At 51.4% G+C, this 19,224-nt stretch carries 18 protein-coding genes; 7 read left to right on the top strand and 11 right to left on the bottom strand.

Translation table 11 applies throughout. The annotated features are described in order from the left end of the window. Positions 1-181 precede the first annotated feature (181 nt). Positions 182-448 (top strand): DUF2934 domain-containing protein, encoded by a 267-nt coding sequence (locus F463_RS0108075; protein ID WP_018986566.1) that lies wholly within the window; start codon positions 182-184, stop codon positions 446-448. A gap of 16 nt (positions 449-464) precedes the next feature. Here the strand turns inward: F463_RS0108075 and F463_RS0108070 are convergent, their stop codons facing one another. The 5 genes from F463_RS0108070 to F463_RS0108050 form a co-directional block, all read right to left on the bottom strand. Beyond that, positions 465-1,466, bottom strand: a complete 1,002-nt coding sequence (locus F463_RS0108070; RefSeq protein ID WP_245545175.1) for a trypsin-like serine protease — start codon at positions 1,464-1,466, stop codon at positions 465-467. A gap of 36 nt (positions 1,467-1,502) precedes the next feature. Further along, complete coding sequence (locus F463_RS0108065; protein WP_018986564.1) at positions 1,503-1,979, bottom strand: hypothetical protein; 477 nt, start codon at positions 1,977-1,979, stop codon at positions 1,503-1,505. A gap of 206 nt (positions 1,980-2,185) precedes the next feature. Beyond that, positions 2,186-2,746, bottom strand: a complete 561-nt coding sequence (efp, locus tag F463_RS0108060; protein WP_018986563.1) for an elongation factor P — start codon at positions 2,744-2,746, stop codon at positions 2,186-2,188. A 40-nt stretch (positions 2,747-2,786) separates the two neighbouring features. Continuing rightward, entirely contained in the window at positions 2,787-3,887 is a 1,101-nt protein-coding gene (earP, locus tag F463_RS0108055) for an elongation factor P maturation arginine rhamnosyltransferase EarP (RefSeq protein ID WP_018986562.1), read from the bottom strand. A gap of 79 nt (positions 3,888-3,966) precedes the next feature. Next, complete coding sequence (locus tag F463_RS0108050) at positions 3,967-4,470, bottom strand: hypothetical protein (RefSeq protein ID WP_018986561.1); 504 nt, start codon at positions 4,468-4,470, stop codon at positions 3,967-3,969. Positions 4,471-5,250: 780 nt separating this feature from the next. Between F463_RS0108050 and F463_RS0108045 the strand changes: the two genes are divergently transcribed. Beyond that, a complete protein-coding gene (locus tag F463_RS0108045; protein ID WP_026295436.1) occupies positions 5,251-5,931 on the top strand; it encodes a YiaD family glycine zipper/OmpA-like lipoprotein in 681 nt (226 codons plus the stop codon). An 89-nt stretch (positions 5,932-6,020) separates the two neighbouring features. Here the strand turns inward: F463_RS0108045 and F463_RS0108040 are convergent, their stop codons facing one another. From F463_RS0108040 to greB, 5 genes are all read right to left on the bottom strand, one after another. Further along, complete coding sequence (locus tag F463_RS0108040; RefSeq protein WP_018986559.1) at positions 6,021-6,413, bottom strand: hypothetical protein; 393 nt, start codon at positions 6,411-6,413, stop codon at positions 6,021-6,023. Further along, positions 6,413-6,751 (bottom strand): heavy-metal-associated domain-containing protein, encoded by a 339-nt coding sequence (locus F463_RS0108035; RefSeq protein WP_018986558.1) that lies wholly within the window; start codon positions 6,749-6,751, stop codon positions 6,413-6,415. Before F463_RS0108035 ends, F463_RS0108040 begins: the two co-directional genes overlap by 1 nt. Before the next feature lie 26 nt (positions 6,752-6,777). After that, entirely contained in the window at positions 6,778-7,449 is a 672-nt protein-coding gene (locus F463_RS0108030; protein ID WP_018986557.1) for a hypothetical protein, read from the bottom strand. 76 nt (positions 7,450-7,525) lie between these two features. After that, the gene (locus tag F463_RS14965; RefSeq protein ID WP_018986556.1) at positions 7,526-7,849 is read right to left on the bottom strand and encodes a hypothetical protein; all 324 of its coding nucleotides are present in this window, start codon (positions 7,847-7,849) and stop codon (positions 7,526-7,528) included. A 395-nt stretch (positions 7,850-8,244) separates the two neighbouring features. Beyond that, a complete protein-coding gene (greB, locus tag F463_RS0108020) occupies positions 8,245-8,724 on the bottom strand; it encodes a transcription elongation factor GreB (RefSeq protein WP_018986555.1) in 480 nt (159 codons plus the stop codon). Positions 8,725-8,978: 254 nt separating this feature from the next. Between greB and F463_RS0108015 the strand changes: the two genes are divergently transcribed. Then, the gene (locus tag F463_RS0108015) at positions 8,979-11,504 is read left to right on the top strand and encodes a methyl-accepting chemotaxis protein (RefSeq protein ID WP_018986554.1); all 2,526 of its coding nucleotides are present in this window, start codon (positions 8,979-8,981) and stop codon (positions 11,502-11,504) included. Positions 11,505-11,561: 57 nt separating this feature from the next. On the opposite strand, the gene F463_RS0108010 is transcribed toward F463_RS0108015, so the two are convergent. After that, complete coding sequence (locus tag F463_RS0108010) at positions 11,562-11,939, bottom strand: hypothetical protein (RefSeq protein ID WP_018986553.1); 378 nt, start codon at positions 11,937-11,939, stop codon at positions 11,562-11,564. A 93-nt stretch (positions 11,940-12,032) separates the two neighbouring features. On the opposite strand from F463_RS0108010, the gene F463_RS0108005 reads away from it, so the two are divergent. From F463_RS0108005 to F463_RS0107990, 4 genes are all read left to right on the top strand, one after another. Then, positions 12,033-14,771 (top strand): PD-(D/E)XK nuclease family protein, encoded by a 2,739-nt coding sequence (locus F463_RS0108005; protein WP_018986552.1) that lies wholly within the window; start codon positions 12,033-12,035, stop codon positions 14,769-14,771. Then, the gene (locus F463_RS0108000; protein WP_018986551.1) at positions 14,768-18,142 is read left to right on the top strand and encodes a UvrD-helicase domain-containing protein; all 3,375 of its coding nucleotides are present in this window, start codon (positions 14,768-14,770) and stop codon (positions 18,140-18,142) included. Before F463_RS0108005 ends, F463_RS0108000 begins: the two co-directional genes overlap by 4 nt. Positions 18,143-18,148: 6 nt before the next feature. Then, the gene (locus F463_RS0107995) at positions 18,149-18,829 is read left to right on the top strand and encodes an NAD(P)H-dependent oxidoreductase (protein ID WP_018986550.1); all 681 of its coding nucleotides are present in this window, start codon (positions 18,149-18,151) and stop codon (positions 18,827-18,829) included. A gap of 143 nt (positions 18,830-18,972) precedes the next feature. Next, complete coding sequence (locus F463_RS0107990; RefSeq protein WP_018986549.1) at positions 18,973-19,167, top strand: hypothetical protein; 195 nt, start codon at positions 18,973-18,975, stop codon at positions 19,165-19,167. Positions 19,168-19,224: the final 57 nt, after the last annotated feature.

Genomic DNA, 19,224 nt, shown 5'->3' with positions numbered 1-19,224 from the left:
ACCAACCTCCAAAAACACATCCCTGAACCACCTTCTCTTTGATTTAGATTAAATTAACTGATAAAACAAGCGCTTATCATGGTCTTGCACTATTGACGCTCATTGCCTGACTGCCTAATATAATCACTCAAAGGCCACAAGCCTACGCTACTTTACCCACCTCTAGACCAAGGAGAACTGTATGGCAACTAGCAAGACCTCTGATACATCCGCAAAAAAATCCACTGCTACAAAAAAGGCAGCGCCTAAAACCACTACCAGCAAAGCTGCAAAACCGGCAGCGACACGCAAAAAGACCCTCAAGCCAGCCATCATCACCAGCGAAGATCGCTACAAGATGATTGAGGTTGCGGCCTATTATATTGCCGAGAAAAATGGTTTCGGTTATGACCATCTCAATTACTGGCTGCAGGCTGAACAAGAAATTGATGCCAAATTAAATGCCTGACCATCCCGGCCTGCCTTTAAGGTCGGCCAGCATATGGAAATAAAGGTGCCGAGGTAAAGCGTATATCGGCACCGCTGTGTTGTGCATATTGCAAAAACCCCAATACTTCCGGATGACTCAGCCGCAATCCATAAGCGACATAAGGATACTCGGAGAGCGGCACTTGTTTCTGGAAAAACGGCCAGTGGGCACTTGGGTTGTAAAAACGTTCCACCAGGCTGGTAATCGCCAGTAATTCGTATTGGCCCTTGGCATTGATCACCAGCCACGGCCCACCGGAATCCCCCACCGTCGGCATGGGGACAGTGTGGTCATATTGATCTGCTTCGTTTAAACGATTGACTGCCAGGAGTGCCTTTTCGGCATGCACCAGCTCTTGTGTATATAAGAACTGGGTTTGCGCCTGCAGGTGCAGCATCTCGTCCATATCGCGGTAAGTTTTGGGTAATACCTGATAAAAATCAGACAAATCCCGCACCGGTTTCCGTTCCCCACAGCGAGGGTGGCGAGTATCAGCCTCTCCATATCCTCGCCCGTAACCACAAATCATGAGCACTTCCGGCAATTGGTCATCCAGCCTGATAGGCAAGGGCTGTATCGCGCTCTGTACTTTCGCATCAAACACCAGCACCGCAACATCTTGCGTCAGGTCTTCGGAAACCGCTTCAAAAGACCGGTAAAAAGCCTGGCTGAGCTTGATTTCTTCAATGCCCAGCAGCTCCGGCTGGGCGATGGAGAGGATGGGTAAGTCCTTGGGGCCAGTCAAGCGGACTTCTTTCAGGCAGTGCGCCGCCGTGAGCAGTGTCAGCGGCTTCAGGCCGACAATGGCCGCACTGCAAATCGAATCGTAATACTCCCACTTTTCTGTCGACTGCAAGAAATGTGCATGCTGGATACTTAACTTGACGGTGGAAATGGCCGCTCCCGGAAAGGTCAGGCCGTGAATCACGGCCTGACTGGAATGTCCTACCGTGAGCCCCACGCAAACCACCAGCACAGGCATCAGCCACCTGAGCAAAACGATGCTCCTCTGCCACATCTTGCTGCTAACCTGCTAGCGCAAACTTCTGCTGGCGTTATTTTTTAGCTCAATCGGGCCAAAACAGTTTTCAAGGGAAGGATCATCATTGTCGCAGGAGATAAAACTGCTGCCATCAGGTTTAAACAAAATAAAGCTGGTTTGCTCGGTATTGAGCTCAGAGGTTTGCCGGGTACAGTCCTGTGCCTTGTTACTCTGTGTCACCCGGTGGCTCAATTTAAAGAAGCCTTGTGCATCAGGTTGCGGCGTGACTTCATAGCGGGCTTCCAGTTGCTCATCGCCACTGGTAAAGACAGCGGTGCCGTCTTCCTTAAACCAATAACTTTCCAGACAACCATTTTCAGGTAAATGGGATTCCCAATAACCAATCAGGGGATGTTTGAGCGATCTCGGGTCTGCTTCTGCACTCACATGCGCACTAAGGAGCAAAGTGCTCACAGCAAGCAATGACTTGAGAAGTACGATTGTTTGATTGAATGGCCGACGACGCATTGCACCTCCCAAGGTTGAAATGATGTAAAGCTGTCAGCGATTGTCATGTAAAAATTTTCAAGGCAAATAGTGAATAATTCCCTATATTTACAGAAATATTTCCTCGGTTCTTCTATTCAAACCATCACCACCACATACAGGCAATAAAAAACCCCGGATCAGACCGGGGTTCTTATATCGAGGCCTCTATATCAACCAGTCGATAATTATTTCATCACACGGTTACGGTATTCACCGGTACGTGTATCGATCTCGATTTTGTCGCCCTGGTTGACAAACAAAGGCACTGGAATTTCAAAGCCGGAAGCAATCTTGGCTGGTTTCATGACTTTACCAGAGGTATCGCCTTTGACAGCTGGCTCGGTGTAAGTGATTTCACGCACCACAGTGGTTGGCAGTTCGATAGAAATCGCTTTGCCTTCGTAGAAACGCACTTCACATGGCATACCATCTTCCAGGTATGGCAGTGCATCTTCCATAAACTCTGCGTCGACATCGTACTGGTTGTATTCAGCGTCCATAAATACGTAGGTTGGATCAGCGAAGTAGGAATAAGTCACTTCTTTCTTTTCCAGCACGATCACATCAAACTTGTCCTGTGCATTGTAGACGTTTTCGCTAGGCGCTTCAGTCAACAAGTTTTTCATTTTCATTTTCACCACAGCCGCGTTACGGCCGGATTTGTTGTATTCAGTTTTTACAACCACCATTGGGTCGTTGCCAATCATCACGACGTTGCCAACGCGGAGCTCTTGAGCAATTTTCATAATAAGCCTTAATTTGTATGCGGGATTTGAAAGCGCGGAATTATACCCGATGTGTACAGTATTTCTCAATAAAAATCACCAAGTTAGTGGCCAAATCGACTTGTTGTGATTGGTGCAGCTTGAACGCCTGCGCATGCTGCCTGAATTGCGGCAATACGGATAGTAGAGACTCCCAATCAATCGCTTGCCAGCTACCTTGCGCCCAAGCCTGCATGGCATGCTGGATGAATGCAGAAAGCGGTGCTTCTGCCTGTGCCAGGTAATGTTGCATAAACGCTTTTAATTTCACCAGGTGGGTCTCTTCGCTTTGCTGGTAAGGCAACCAGATCATGGGTTTGCCCGCCCATATCGCACGGATCCAGCTATCTTCCCCCCGCACGAAGTTGAAATCGCACAAGTAAAGCAAACAGTCGTAATCAGCCTGAGACAAAAACGGGATGATGACAAACTCGGCTTGCTGGCGCTGAATATGTTCTCCCACTTCTAGCCCAGCCTCATCAAGTACGTTTGCCAGCATGGGGGCCACAGGTTCCGGCACCATGACGCGCACTGCCTGGGTGGAGTGTTGCAGGCTGTCGACCAGCCCGGCCAAGGGCGCATGTGTGTAACAGAATAAAGAAAGTGTCAGCTTATCTGGCGCGGGTTCCAGCCACAAGTCTTGCCAGCGATATTGCGCCTGCCGCTCAGGCAAGTCAGACTCACGTAACAACCCACCAGTGGACGCCGTGAAACCCGGGTAAAAGAAATAGCGTATCAGGCCATTAGCTTGCGGTGATGGTTGCGCATGGAAGCCCTCTACCCAGCTTTCAGCCGACAAATAATCGACATTGACCCAGAGAGACTGCTGTGGCCGCATCTGCTGTTGATAGGTCTCAGGTAGTCCACAGCCAAAGGTTTCTACCACAACCTCCGCCACCCGACTAAAGTCAGCGTGATCTGTCCAGTGCTTTAGGGTAATGCGCGCATGCCCCGCCCCGATAAAACGCTTTGCCAGCGCCAGGTCATCCACCCATAAACGGATATGTCGCCCGTGCTCTTCTGCCAGTTGCTGCGCCAGGCGCCAGCACACGCCAATATCGCCAAAGTTATCAACGACCTTGCAAAAAATATCCCAATGGGAGCGTGGCAAATCAGTAGACATGGGGATGATAGTTAAATCAGGCAGGCAATCATGTGCGGATAGTCTAACCGAACAGCAGCAAAACTTCGATGCCAGCCGCTTAATCGGCAAGCGCGGTGTCAGCTTGAGCCGTTTTCAGCCAAGTCAGTTGTAATACCTTGGCATCGGTAGAAGCCCGGTGTTGTTGTAATGCCAGGCTCTCAAGGATATGTTGTTTGGTATCGTGCCAGGCAGCTTTCTGCTCCGGCGTCAGCGTCAGGCTTAAATCTTCCAGCTTGAAGTGAGGACTCAGACCGGCGGCCTCATACAATCGGTGTAACCAGACAAAATCCTGATACCAGCCATCGGTATATACCGTTTTGCCATTCAGCATATGATTCAAATGCAAGGCAATCTCGCGTGGTGTCGCGCCATCATCCTCCAGAGACTGGCGGGATTGATGGTGTAGCTTTTCTGCCTCTTTATCCCAATGCAACCAGTCCGCATGTGGCCGGACTTGCGCACTCCAGACATGGCCTGCCGTATCGACATAGCCGATTTCGACCGGGTAGCTACCCGCGCCAAAACCGGAGGCTTCAATATCTAATATGACTGGAGGAACCATCAACTTACCTGAGTGTATCTTCTCTATAATTTTGTCTGCACTTGCTGCTAGTATTTAGTATCTGGCTATTCAACGGCAGAAAAGCAGCGTGCTTTAGGGCCTGTTAACGCTATTTCAGTTGCCGCTGCTGGATAGCATTTATTCGTTACGCAAGGCGGAAAGAGTGCAGTGTAGCTGGCTACATAAGCGATAGACAACATAGCGAAGCGAATAAATGACTCCAGCCCGCAGGGTTACCTCTGTCATCAGCGCTCTCCGCGTTTTTCGGCGCTTGTTGGGAATACCAAACTGCGCTTCTCTCGCCTTGATAGCACTGATGACAGAGGCAACATCGACAATTGAAATAGCGTTAACAGGCCCTAATTAAACCCAGATTTTCCATTAGGCGATTTTCCATCTACTTGAACGTCAACTTGTCCATTTTGTGTCTTTTCTGCGCAAATTATCGGTCAATAGAATGACTATTGCCCTCAAATTTCTCAAAAAAACCCATCACACTGTCCAGCGTTGTCATTTCAAGTCCTAATGGAAAATCTGGGTTAAAGTAGAATTATACGCACTTAATAGAACCTGGGGACTGAACTTCCCCAGACCTAATTGGACAAATTGAGGGTGCTTCTATAAATTCAAATTGCTAAGCCAGACAAGGCGCGATTAAAAAACTGACGCAGCATATCGGTAATATGTAAGTAGAGTTTTTTATGAGCAACACAGCATGGCAACGGAAGTTGAATTTATAGAAGTGCCCTAAAGCCATTCAACACTACGTAAGGGAAAACAATGCATAAAATAATGACGATCTCTCTGTTAATCGCTGCACTGGGCACATCCGGTTGTGCAAGCATGACTGAAACCCAAAAAGGGACAGCCAAAGGGGCTGGTATCGGCGCGGCAGCAGGCGGTGTCATTGGCGCCGTTGCAGGTGGTGGCAAAGGTGCCGCCATCGGCGCAGCGGTAGGCGCTGGCGCTGGTGCAATTGCCGGCAACATCTGGTCCAAAAAGATGGAGGCGCAAAAACAGGAAATGGAACAAGCGACTGCTGGCACAGGGGTTGCGGTCACCAAAACTGAAAACAACCAGCTGAAACTAGAAATTCCGAGTGATATCTCGTTTGACAAAGGCAAAGCCAATATCAAGTCGAATTTCCGCCCTATCCTGGACAAGTTTGCAACCGGTTTGCAAAATAATGCAGCAGCCCGCGTCACGATTATCGGCCATACCGACAGCAGTGGTTCAGATGCGATCAATGATCCATTGTCCGTGAATCGTGCTGCCAGCGCCCGTAGTTACCTGGTCGAACGCGGTATTGCAATCAGTCGCATCACCATTGATGGCCGTGGCTCACATGAGCCTATCGCCGCCAATGATACTGAAGCGAACCGGGCGAAAAACCGCCGCGTAGAGATTTTTGTGGCAGAACCAGAGGCTCAGGCACAAGCCCCTCAGGCGGCACCCAAATAATCTTCAGCTAAAGACAAAAAAGCCGACTCTGCAGTCGGCTTTTTTATTTGTATCTCCCAATCCTCCAAAAATCGGGAGGTTGCAGGAAATTACGTAATAAACAACGGCGCTAAAAACGCAAAGAAACTGCCAATCAAAAAGATCACTACAGAAACCCAGTAAATCGAGAGGCTTTGTCGGCGAGTTTGCATGCATAATGCAGCCAATTGGGCATCTGCCGGGCAAGGCAACAAGCGAGCACGCCATTGCATCCAACCCGCCAGCAGCAACATGGCGCCCGCCAGGCCGAACACCTCTGGTTTATGTTCGCTGATCCAGATCAGCTGTGGAAAATGACTGATCAGGCTGGTCAAGGTCGCCACAGAGCCAATCGCGACTAGCGTCGCTGGCAAGGCGCAGCAAATCAGCGTAGAGCCACTGGTAAACAGCGACAACAGGTTCAGCCGCTTAGTGGCTTGCAGCTGGTTGATTTCTGTTGCCATTACTTGCCTGCCTTCTCGGCTTTGGCAATTTCCGCCTGTATTGCATCGACCGTCTGGTTCACACGTTCCAGTTTGCTGATCGAATAACCTGCATCCTCAATCACCTTGCTAAATGCATCATTCGACACATCTTGTCCCTCTTTCAATTGCAGCGCAACCACGCGGCTCTTGAGGTCCACAAACGCAGACTGTTTTTGTGGCAAGGCATTGAGTTTTTTCTCTATGCCTTTGGCACAAAAGGCACAGACCATGCCATTTACTTCGGCTTTGATCGTGGTTACGGCAAACGCCGCAGGCGTGATGACAGATAACATTAAAGTCACTAATAATTTTTTCATTTCAATATCCTTTAAAAATAAACGGGTTAAAACACAAACATGGCATTCAAGCGCGGCGCAAAGCCCTCGCCCTGCCATGGATTGGTCACACCAAATTCAAGAAAATAGTTTTTGTTAATCAACCGCAATGCCGGTGTCACCTGCAAGCCAGGGTCATTGTTGCGCATGGTTTTGGCCTCAATCACAAACCATGGCTGCGTTTCGTTAAAGCCGGTTTCATAAAACGAAAACCCGGCCTGAACGGCTGCAGTGTCATAGTTCATGTGAGGTGCCCGGATCATGCGGGCTTTGGCCAGGAAATACAGCCGGGTGGATTCGATATCAAACTGCAAGCTGGGTGTGTAGGCGAAGCCGTCATACTGGCCGCGCGCTTCGCCTATGCTGCCATTGAACCAGATATTGGCTTGAGCGGCAGGCAGGTTCCAGCGTTTGATAATGCCGGTGTAATTGATGCCGGAAATAGTGGTTGCGCGCTCGCCCTTGCCTGACATACGCATCTGCTCGACGCCAATCGCATGCCCAAACGTAGGCGAGTAATTCAACATCCATTCCTGGTTATAGCGACCAATTTCGGTCATGAGCATGGCGCTATCTTCAAAACCCATCAGCGCTGCTGCATGCGCAGTCAATGCAATTTGGCTTAAAAGTAAGGTGCCCATTGAAATGGCAAAGGGTGCAACATGATGTTGCTTAAACATAAGACCTCCATATTCAATCTAACAAACGGTGTCACAACCCCGTCTCTAAAATCCGTAGACGGAGTTATCCTGGGTGTTAGCTAAATATGGGTGGTTTGATGGCAGGAGGGTATGTTTGTGTATGTACAGGATCAGCGAGATATAATGGCGCAGCCGCAGTCTGTACAATGATTGAAACGCTTGGAAACAGGTCTAAATGGGCAACGCCGGTACTGACCATGCAAAAGCCACACACCGTGCAGTGATGATTGCCGGGCGCGTGTTGCTCTGTAGAATGTTGCATTTCGTGCGGCTCATCTGCCATATGATGGCAAGGCATCTCAGTCGATTGCGTTTGGACAACATTAGGCAATAGCTGCTCTGCGAGTGCCATTTGCATGGACATGACATTGGCTGCCATGACAAAGCATGGGAACCAGCATATCAGGAACAAACAGAGACGTTTACGCATATAAGGTTAGGATAAGGGCCAAACTAAATTAGTTCAAGTCGCTGGCTGAATCTTTACAGGGTTTTATTAGGGCCTGTTAACGCTATTACAATTGTCGATGTTGCCTCTGTCATCTGTGCTATCAAGGCGTGAGAAGCGCAGTTTGGTGATTCCCAACAAGCGCCGAACAACGCGGAGAGCGCTGATGACAGAGCTAACCCTGCGGGCTGGAGTCATTGACGCTTCGCTACGTTGTCTATCGCTTATGTAGCCAGCTACGCCAAATCTATTCCTGCGACTCTTTCCGCCTTGCGGAACGAATAAATGCTCTCCAGCAGCGGCAACTGAAATAGCGTTAACAGGCCCTAGTAACGGATATCGATAATTTCATAGTCTGTTTCTGCGGCGGGTGTGACGACACGGATGGTATCGCCAAGATTTTTACCTAATAGCGCTTTTGCCATTGGCGAAACCCACGAAATATGGCCTTGCGCCGGATCCAGCTCATCTTGCCCCACAATACGGATGGTCATCTCACTCTCATCCTCTAAATTAAATAGCGTCACCCAAGCGCCAAAATAGACTTTTTCGGTATTGGTCTGTGTGTTGCTGTAGACAATCTCGGCAGCATCCATGCGCTTGGTGAGAAACCGGATGCGCGAATCAATCTGCCGCAGGCGTTTTTTTCCATAAATGTAATCGCCATTTTCACTGCGGTCACCATTGCCTGCGGCCCAACTCACCACACGCACCACCTCTGGCCGGTCCACCTTGATCAGGTATTGAAACTCTTTTTCCAGCGCCGCGTAGCCCTCGGGCGTAATATAGTTTTTTTGCTCAGCCATTGAATACAACATCCATTTTGTACGTACGCCTTTGGGCATCCATCATGTATTTTGTGCATATCATACAATGTATTTCCCCTCGGCAGCGGCCGCTTTTTTGAACGCTTCTGCCGCTATATGAATCTTTTGTGAAGCTTTTATTAAAACGCTTCATTTATGAATTTCCTTTACGTAAATGGATTTGTACGTCGCAAAGCGCGGCGTGCGGGCAACGCAATGTTGCTGGTTAATCAAGTATGATCCTGAGGAATTGCATGAAGAAATCCATCGCTCGTTTGAATGTAGGCACCCGTTTATTTTTGGGTTACGCGCTGCTTATCCTGTTTACTGCCTTTATTTTTGTCATCGCCTGGCGCGGCTTCAACCACATTCACCAGACCTGGCAGCATTTTGAAAACGTACAACTGGTTAAAAGAACACAAATCGAAAATGCCAGCAAAGGCTTGGGCGATGCCATTCATCATTTTAAAAACTATGTGCTACGTGGTGGCCGTGAAGCCAGTAAATTTGAACGCAGTATGGATGATATTGAGCAAGCGATGTCAGCCTACAAAGCCACGGGAGAGCTAAACAACCAAGAGCAGGAAATTTTAGGCAATATTGCTTTGGCCTTGGGCACCTATCGCGATGCCATGAAGCGTTGTGAAGTGCTGAAAAATGATGGCATGAGCGTGACCGAGATTGACGCCACGGTGAAAGGCGCAGACAAGCCGTTGAACCATTCGCTGCGCTTACTGATGGACATGAATATTGCAGGGGTGACCGAGGCCTCCGGCCAGTTCGCTTCAACCATTGCCAGCGCCAACAAGCAAATTGAAACGGCTTTACTGGTCGCGGTCATCATGGCCATTGGCATTGCCTGGAAAATGACACGTTCGATTACCACCCCGCTCAACCAGGCGCTGAAATTGTCACAACATATCGCCAATGGGGAATTCTTGACGCAGGAGTTGCCGATTGGCAACGATGAAACCGGCAAACTGCTGCGCGAAATGCACCGCATGCAATCCACCATCCAGCGTATTGTGGAATCACTCAACGAAATGTCGGCCCAGCATCGCACCGGGATGATCGATTACCGCATCGACAGCCAGCCGTTTCATGGTGCCTACCAGCAGCTCACTACGGGTATTAACCAGATGGTAGAAGAGCATATCCTGGCACAAACCAAGTCGCTGCAAGTCGTCACGGCCTTTGGCCAGGGGAACTTTAACCAGCCACTGGAGACTTTCCCTGGCCAGCGTAGCTATATTAACCAGAGCATTGAGCAAGTACGCCAGAACTTCCAGCTACTCATGGAAGATGTGCATACCTTGTCGCAAGCTGCGGAACAGGGTCAACTCAATATCCGCGTGGATGTCTCGCGCCATCAGGGTGAATTCAAACAGATTGTGGCTGGCTTTAACCAGACGCTGGATGCCGTCGTTTCCCCCCTGCAAACTACGGCCCGTTATCTGGACCAGATGGCCGCAGGCAATATTCCTACCCATATCGAAGAATATTTTGTTGGTGACTTCAACCTGGTGCAAACCAGCCTGCAACATTGCACTGGTGCTATCCATCAACTGATTGCCGATGTGCATCACCTGGCCTCAGCCGCCCAGCAAGGTCAATTGAATACGCGTGTGAATATTGAAGCCCACGCAGGTGACTTCCGCAAGATTATTCATGGCATCAACCAGACGCTGGATGCGGTTGTCTCCCCGTTGCATGTGGCCGCAGACTGCGTCAAACGGATTGCGGTAGGCGATATCCCTGCCCCTATCCATAACCAGTACCACGGCGATTTCAAGGTGTTGATCAGCAACCTGAACACCTGCATCCTGGCCGTGAACCGCCTGGTAGAAGACACGCGCCAGATCGCAGATGAAGCACAACAAGGGCAATTGTATAGCTGCGTCGATGTGACGGCTCACGACGGCGACTTCAGGCAAGCCTTGCAAGGCTCACAAGATATTTTGCAGCGCATGGTCGCACCGATCCAAACCGTCAAGCAGGCTGCAGAAACAATTCATGTGGCAGCGGCGGAAATTGAAAAGGGCAACAATGATCTTTCACGTCGCACCGAGACCCAGGCCAACGCGCTGCAAGAAACCTCAGCCAACCTGGAGACTTTGACCAACAATATCCGCCAAACGGCTGAGCATGCCCAGCAGGCCAGCCTGCAAGCCAACCAGGCGAACCAGATGGCGCTACAAGGTGGCGAAGCATTCAATGCCTTAACTACCACCATGCAAGGCATTAATGAAACCTCGGCCCAAATTGCCCAGATCACCAGCGTGATTGACAGCATTGCTTTCCAGACCAATATCCTGGCGCTCAATGCTGCGGTAGAAGCGGCCCGTGCCGGCGAAGAAGGCCGTGGCTTTGCCGTGGTGGCTGGTGAAGTACGCAACCTGGCACAACGCTCTGCCGCTTCGGCCAAAGAAATCAAGGAGCTCATCGCGGCATCCGTGAGCCAGACGAATGCCAGCGCCAAGCAAGTCAGCCAGGCTGGCCACACCATGCATGAAATCGTGCATGCCGTCCAGCAGGTTTCCCATAGCATACAGGCTATTTCCGAGGCCTCAAGCCAGCAAAGTAGCGGCCTGGAGCAAATCTATGAATCCATGACCTCGATTGATGAAACCACACAGCAAAATGCTGCATTGGTGGAAGAAGCAGCTGCAGCGGCCGAGAGCATGCTGGAACAAGTGCACACCTTGGTTGAGTCAGTGAACCAGTTCAAGACTGAGGCACATGAGACGCATGCGCGTGATCATTTGCGCCTGATTGCATAACACTTCTACCAATAAAAAATGCTCCTTTAAGGAGCATTTTTTATTTTGGGCGCAACATTAGTCTTCCTTGACTTCTTCGACATCATTCACAAAATGACTGGTCTCACCAAAACAGCTGGAGGGCACGCCTTTATGTTCTTCATACTGCAGGCGAACACGCTCTCCGGATAAGGCGTTGATCTTGGGGATGACAGCGGGATCGCGTACCGTGAAATAAAATTTTTCAGCCTGCGTGCCTGGCACGGTCACAAGAACAAGCTCCCCCTCCCAAGTTTTACATAGCCAGCCCTTATGCGATAGTTTTTGCACATAACCCACACGCTCGCCGTCAGAATAGATCCAGGTCAGGCTGCCCCAGGTATACAGGCTGAGCAGAGCAACGGGCAGCACGAGGATCAAGAAGGTCCATTTTAAAAATTTGGCAAAAGCCGACATGTCACTACTCCGTAAGTTTTTATCGTTTGTTGGTCGCATTATCTTATAAAATGTTGTGCTCAAGATAATAATTGCTTCTGACTACTTTACCTCATGACCATACCTGTTGATTACCCTGAGCCTAGCACGGTGATTTTATGCGCATCGGCGCGCCTGGCTCAAGGCATCCGGCAATGGTTATCCTCAAGCTATCAGCAGCAAGGCCTTTCACAATGGCAAGCGCCACAGGTATTTCCATTACAGGACTGGCTTAACCAGCGTATAGAGCAAGCGATATTGGGTGGCCAGATTGACGTCGCCGAGGCACCACAGGGCATGCTTTCCGGAACACAGGAGGCCTTGTTGTGGGAACAAGCCATCCAGCATACCTTACGCCAGCATGAAGCCCTGGACCTGTTCAATACCAATGGCCTGGCCAGTGCCGCCATGGAAGCTAACCGTTACGTGATTGAATGGAATATCAGCCTGGACATGGCAGCAGCGAGTGAAGAAACGCGCCTGTTTATGCAGTGGCGCCAGCAGTTCCAGGCCCTATGCAAACAAAGCGGTTACCTGGAAAGTGTGCGTTACCAGAGCTGGCAGCTGGCGCAATTGCGGCAACACAAGCTACCCATGCCTGCTCGCATACAACTGGCCGGTTTTGATCGCATTAACCCACATGTACAGGCTTTTATCAATCTGCTGCAAACCAACGGTGTAGAGGTAACCGCATTCAATAATGGCTCGCCGGCACTCAGCATCCAGCGTATGGCATTTGCAGAACCCATGGACGAAATACGGGCCGCGGTCCACTGGGCGCAGCAACAATTAGTCGCCAATCCGCAAGCCAAGCTGGCCATCATTGTGCCGGAGCTCGATGCATTGCGCGACACCATGGCCAACTTGCTGGACGATACTTTTCATCCAGAAGCACTACATCCTGCACACACGGAAACGCCGCGCTGCTATGAATTCTCACTAGGCTTACCGCTTAGCCGCTGGCCGCTGGTGAATAGCGCATTGAGTTTATTGCGGTTAGCGTTTCAATCAGCTCCCATGCCACAATCGGCGCTTTCATCGCTGCTGGCAGATATTTACTGGTCGCAAGCACTTCACGAAGCCGACGCTCGTGCTGCGCTGGATGCCGAGATGCGTCGCCAGTTGCCATTACAGGTGCATGCCTATACCTTCGCCCGCTTTGTCGCACGTAAGCAGCAGGATGAATACCCGATTTTGTGCCCTGCCCTGCATGCCGATTTAACAGCGTTGCTGAATCACGCAAAACAGGCACCACGCAAGCAATTACCTTCTGCCTGGGCCACCAGTTTCAACGCACTGCTGCAAGCCACACATTGGCCGGGCGAACGCAGCTTGTCCAGCCATGAGCATCAATGCCACACCAAGTTTAAAGATGTACTGACGCAATTCTCCGCCCTGGATACCTGGCTGGGGGCAGTCGATGCCATGAGCGCCCTGCATAGGTTGACGCAATTGTGCCAGGCGCATATTTTCCAGCCCCAAACCGTCAGGCAGCCCAATATCACCGTCATGGGTATGCTGGAAGCCAGCGCGCAACCGCTGGATGGCGCATGGATCATGGGCATGAACGACCACCTATGGCCGCCACTATCTCGCACCAACGCCCTGATACCCGCCGAACTGCAGCGCCAGGCAGGCACGCCTAATGCCAGTAGCGAAGTGCAAATGGCTTTTGCCAGCCAGATCCACCAGAGACTGTTGCAATCCGCCAAACAAGTGATTTTTTCTTATGCCCGCCAGGAAGGCGACAGGCTGTTACGCATGAGCCCGTTGCTACAGGCTATTCCAGAAACATCCGCCACGCCGCTCTCCGCCACGCTTGCTGAAACATTGGCGGGTAATCAGACACCAGACTGGCAATGGCTGGAAGACCACCTGGCGCCACCAGTACAGGAAGGCGAACATATCAGCGGCGGGACAGGTTTGCTGCGTGCCCAGGCACTCTGCCCGGCCTGGGCGTTTTACCAGTACCGTCTTAAGGCACGTAAACTGGAAACGCCGCACAATGGCCTGGACGCCATGCAACGCGGTGATCTTATCCATCGCGTGCTGGCGGCCTTCTGGACGCAACAGGCCACGTTGGACTGGCAAACTGTTGATGCAGAAAACTTGAAATCCAAACTCGACCACATTGCTGCAGAGGTGATTGCCGAATTTAACCAGGCATTCGCGCAACCCTTCTCAGCCGTGTTTTGCCAACTGGAGGCCGAGCGCCTGAGTAAACTGGCACTGACCTGGCTATGGGAAGTCGAACGTGAGCGACCACAGGCATTTACCGTCACCCTGGTTGAACAAACCTTCAAACCGCTCATAGAAGGCATACAGGTCAAACTGGTGATAGACCGCGTGGACACGCTGGCTGATGGCCGCCTCGTTGTGGTGGATTACAAGACGGGCAGCATGCCAGACTTTAAAAACTGGGCTTCGGACAAAATCAGCGAGCCACAATTACCGATTTATGCCGCCTTCCTGTTACAGGATGCCGAAATTGCCGCCGTTTGCTTTGGCAAGCTGCGCCTGACCGATGGCGGCTTTACCGGGGTCGCTGCTGAGGACGACATTGTGCCGGGTATCAAAGCCTTCAATCACGAAAAAAACAAATTGTTTGACCCCGAGCAATTTCCCGACTGGCCTTCCGTACTGTCACATTGGCGTACCCAGATCACACGTACGGCACAGTCTCTCAAAGCTGGCGATGCCGCGGTCATTTTTGAGTCCGAACAAGATCTGGGCTATTGCGATGTGCTTCCTTTACTAAGGCTACCCGAACGGCAGTTACAGTTTGAGCACCAGCAGGCTGGAGGAGAGGCATGAATATGCCAGACACCGATTTCCAGCAGGCATTAGCCCTGGATGCAGCCAACCGTCAACGCGCCCTGGACGTCGCATCGTTCATTGTCGAAGCCCCGGCCGGTGCCGGTAAAACAGAACTACTGACGCAGCGTTTTCTTAAGCTGCTGCAAACGGTGCAGGCACCGGAAGAAATCATTGCCATCACCTTTACCAACAAGGCCGCCTCGGAAATGCGGGCACGCATTCTGGATAGCCTGAAGCTTGCAGCTGAAGGCATACCGCCAGAAGCGCCACACAAAAAAATTACTTTTGACTTGGGTCAGCAGGCCTTGCAACGCTCAGCTGAATTGCAGTGGCATTTACTGGAAAGCCCGGCGCGCCTGCGTATTTACACCATAGACTCGTTGTGCGCCAACCTGGCCAGGCAGATGCCATTGCTCAGCCGTTTTGGTACGCAACCAGCAGTGACCGAAGATGCCTGGTCGTATTACCGCGAGGCCGCCAGTCTGGCCATACAGGCCATGGATGAAGACACGCTGGGTGAGCCTGTCAGGCGCGTATTGCGCTATATGGATAATGACCAGGCCAGGCTGGAAGGCCTGCTGATGTCCATGCTCGCCAAGCGTGAACAGTGGCTGCATTTAAGCCAGGCTAAGGGGCAGGAACAGGCACAAGCTGCGCTGGTTTACCTCATAGAAAGCGAATTGCAGGCGGCATTGATAGCGCTGCCATCTCGCACTCAACAATCGCTGATGCCAATTGCACGCTATGCCGCCAGCCAGTTGCTACCTGAGCATGCGCTATCAGCCTTGATAGCCTGGGAAACACCGCTTACCGCCAGCATAGGAGATTTGCCGAATTGGCGTGCACTGACCGAATTGCTACTTACGAGTAGCGGGGGCTTGCGCAAGCGCCTGGATAAAAACATGGGCTTACCAGCCACCGATGACGCCAAGCCCTACAAAGAAGCATTAACCGATATCCTCAACGACTTGGCGCAACAGAGTGACAGCGAACGCGTTCTCGCACGCATCCGCTTGTTACCTAATGCTGACAGCGAAGACGATGGCATCATCGATGCCTTAAGTCAGTTATTGAACATTGCTGCGGCCCAATTGTGGCTGTGCTTCCAGGCGCAAAACGAAGTCGATTTTGTTGAAATCGCCCAACGCGCCCTGAAAGCACTGCAAGAAGGCGATGAAGCGACCGAGCTGGCCATGCGGCTGGATTATCGCATCCAGCATTTGCTGGTCGACGAATTCCAGGATACCAGCCCGATGCAGATTGAGTTGCTTAAAGCATTGACACGTGGCTGGCAACCGGGCGATGGCCGCACATTGTTTGCGGTCGGCGACCCCATGCAGTCCATCTACCGTTTCCGCAAGGCCAATGTTGGCCTGTTCCTCAATGCGGCATCGCATGGCATTGGTGATATTGCACTGGCACCACTGAAACTATGGCGTAATAACCGCTCCTGCCCGGCTGTAGTCGACTGGATCAACCAGACGTTTGCTGGCATGTTGCCTGCATACGATGCGCCGCAGCAAGGTGCCATTGCCTACAGGCCCTTTGTGGCCACGCGTGCCGAGTCTGACGGTGCAGGTGTTTTTGTGCATCCGCTGATCGCGCCTCTGAATAACGAGGATGAAGAACCGGCCGATCTCCGCCACCTCGAAGCCGAGCAGATTATCCGCATCATCCAGCAGACGCGTGCTGAAAAACCGGACGCCAGCATTGCCGTGCTGGTACGTGCGCGCAAGCATTTGCATGCACTGGTGACAGAAATGCGCAGGAATCATCGCGAGCTGAGCTTCCAGGCCGTTGAAATTGAAGAACTGGCCAACCGCCAGATTGTGCAGGACCTGCTGACGCTCACGCATGCGCTGCATCAACGCGCCGACCGTGTGCACTGGCTGGCACTGCTGCGAGCCCCATGGTGTGGACTGACACTGGCCGACATGCATGCGCTCATCGGCCAGGACAGCCAGCGTAGTGTCCTCAGCCTGCTGGCTGACGAAGCCGTCCTTGCGCGTTTGAGCCAAGACGGCCAGGCCCGAGCGCGTCATGTCTATGATGTCATGCAGAGTGCTCTGCACTGGCGGGGCCGCACATCCATCAGCCGCTGGGTGCATAACACCTGGCTACGCCTGGGTGGCGCGGCTTGCCTGTGGAATGAAAATGATGTGCAAGATGTACAGGCCTTTTTTGGCCGCATCGCCGCGCTGGAACAGCACGGCCAGTTCAGCCCGCAGGCACTGGCTGAGGATGTGCAAAAGTTGTATGCCGCCCCTGATGCGAAAGCCGATGCGAGCTTGCAGTTTATGACCATACACAAATCCAAAGGTCTGGAATTTGATACCGTCATCCTGCCCGGCCTGGATAGCAGCAACCCGCCTGATGACGCCAAGCTGGTCATTTGGGAGGAAGTCTCTATGGAAGACGGCAATACCGAGCTTGTCGCGGCCCCTTTTGTACCCACACCACTCAAACGTCAGCAAGCCACTATCACCGCCTACGATTATTTAAATGACCTCGATAAAACACGAGCGGCGTATGAAGATGCCCGCGTGTTGTATGTGGCGGCCACCCGCGCCGAACGGCAACTGCATTTACTCGGTGCCGCCAAATCAGACAGAAACGGTGAACCGCAAGCGCGTAAGAGCAGTTTCCTGCACCTGCTATGGCCCGCCATCCAGCCATGGTTTACCAGCGAACACGATATCGTCAGCCGCTACCCGAGCCCACGACAAGAAGTCGATATCCGCCAGTTTGTGCCCAAACTGATTCGTTTACGAGAAGCCCGCACACCAGCCATGTTGCAGGTAACCCAACAAGAAATACAGATAACTTACCCAGTCGCAGCAGAAGACGAGAGCATCCACCGGCTGGAAGCCGATATCGGCACCCTCACCCATCTGTACTTGCAACTGATTGCCGAACAAGGTCTGGCAGCCTGGCAGGCGCATGAACAAAACGCATTTTTATCGCTATTCCCAGCAATGCAACGATGGTTTAAACAGCAAGGGTATATAGACAGCGAGGCTAATCAGGGTGCTAGCCAGGTCGCCAACTTATTGACGACCACCCTGCAATCTACAGATGGCCGCTGGGTATTGCAGCCGCATAAACAAGCCGCCTCGGAGTTGGCGATTGAGCAACTCAGCGAGCGCAAAAAGGTCATAGACCGAACCTTTATCGCAGACGGCGTACGCTGGATAGTCGACTATAAATCCATGCCAGTTTCTGCCAAGGATGACCTGCCCACATTGGCAGCTGCATTCAAGCCGCAACTTGCAGCCTATGCACAATTATTCCAAGATGAAGGCTTACCGATCAAAACCGCTATTCTGTTTTTAAGCACAGGCCAGATAGCACCTGTAGAGATACTTTAAGGACACATGATGCCAGAAAAAAACACAGTAATAGACAAACAAGCCATTTTAGAAGCATTCAACTTCCGCCACTCCTGTAAGGAATTTGATGCCAGCAAACAGATTCCCGACGAAGAGTTTGAACTTATCCTCGAAGCCGCCCGCCTCTCACCCAGCTCGTTTGGTTTTGAGCCCTGGCATTTTATTGTGGTGCAAGATAAAACCCTGCGCGAAAGCCTGAAGCAGCATGCCTGGGGCGCGCCGCTCAAGCTGGATACCGCCAGCCATTTTGTTTTGTGCCTGGCCATGAAGTCACCGTTTTTAGACCCCAAAGGGCCTTACCTGCCGAAGTTTATGCGTGAAGTACAACATCACCCGCAAGAAGTGGCAGATATGCGCCTGGGCTTTTATACCCAGTTTCAGCAATCAGACTTCGACCTGACCGATGAGCGCAAACTGTTCGATTGGGCCAGCAAGCAATGTTATATCCCTCTTGCAAACATGATGACCGTTGCCGCCATGCGTGGCATAGACTCCTGCCCGATTGAAGGTTTTAAACAGAAAGAAACCGATGCCTTGCTGGCCGAACAGTTTGGGGTCAATCTGCAAGAATACGGTCTGGCGTATATGGTGGCCTTTGGTTACCGTAAGCTTGAGCCAAAAACAAAAACACGCCGTGCGATAGATCAAGTGGTCAGCTGGAAGTAAATGCACCCTGCACCATTCGGATAAGGCCTGCAGGAATCCTTCGGCGCATATCACGGTTCAGGCATTGGCCTTAAAGAGCTATTTAAATGTCTTGGCACCCTTTGATACAGTCTGATTTCAAAATAAATTCAAAGGGGTGATGGATGAAATCTCTATTAAAAAATGTGTTCGCTTGCAGTGTCCTCATGCTGGCAAGTGTGACTACCTATGCGACGACAGTTCATTTGGCTTTTGAGCGTGTGGTTGCACATGCAGACCTGACTGTTACACTAGACGGGATGGCTTCTGCGGAGGATGATCAGGCTGACAGTTCGGATGCAGACACCATGCTTGCCTGATCAGTGATGCAGTAAAAATAAAAAGGCCGGTAAAGGCCCTTTTATGTTTACTCTCCC

Origin of the sequence: Methylophilus methylotrophus DSM 46235 = ATCC 53528, from assembly GCF_000378225.1 — a bacterium.
Lineage (GTDB): Bacteria > Pseudomonadota > Gammaproteobacteria > Burkholderiales > Methylophilaceae > Methylophilus > Methylophilus methylotrophus.
The sequence above is the reverse complement of the archived record's forward strand: the minus strand, read 5'-3'. Positions and strand labels throughout refer to the sequence as shown.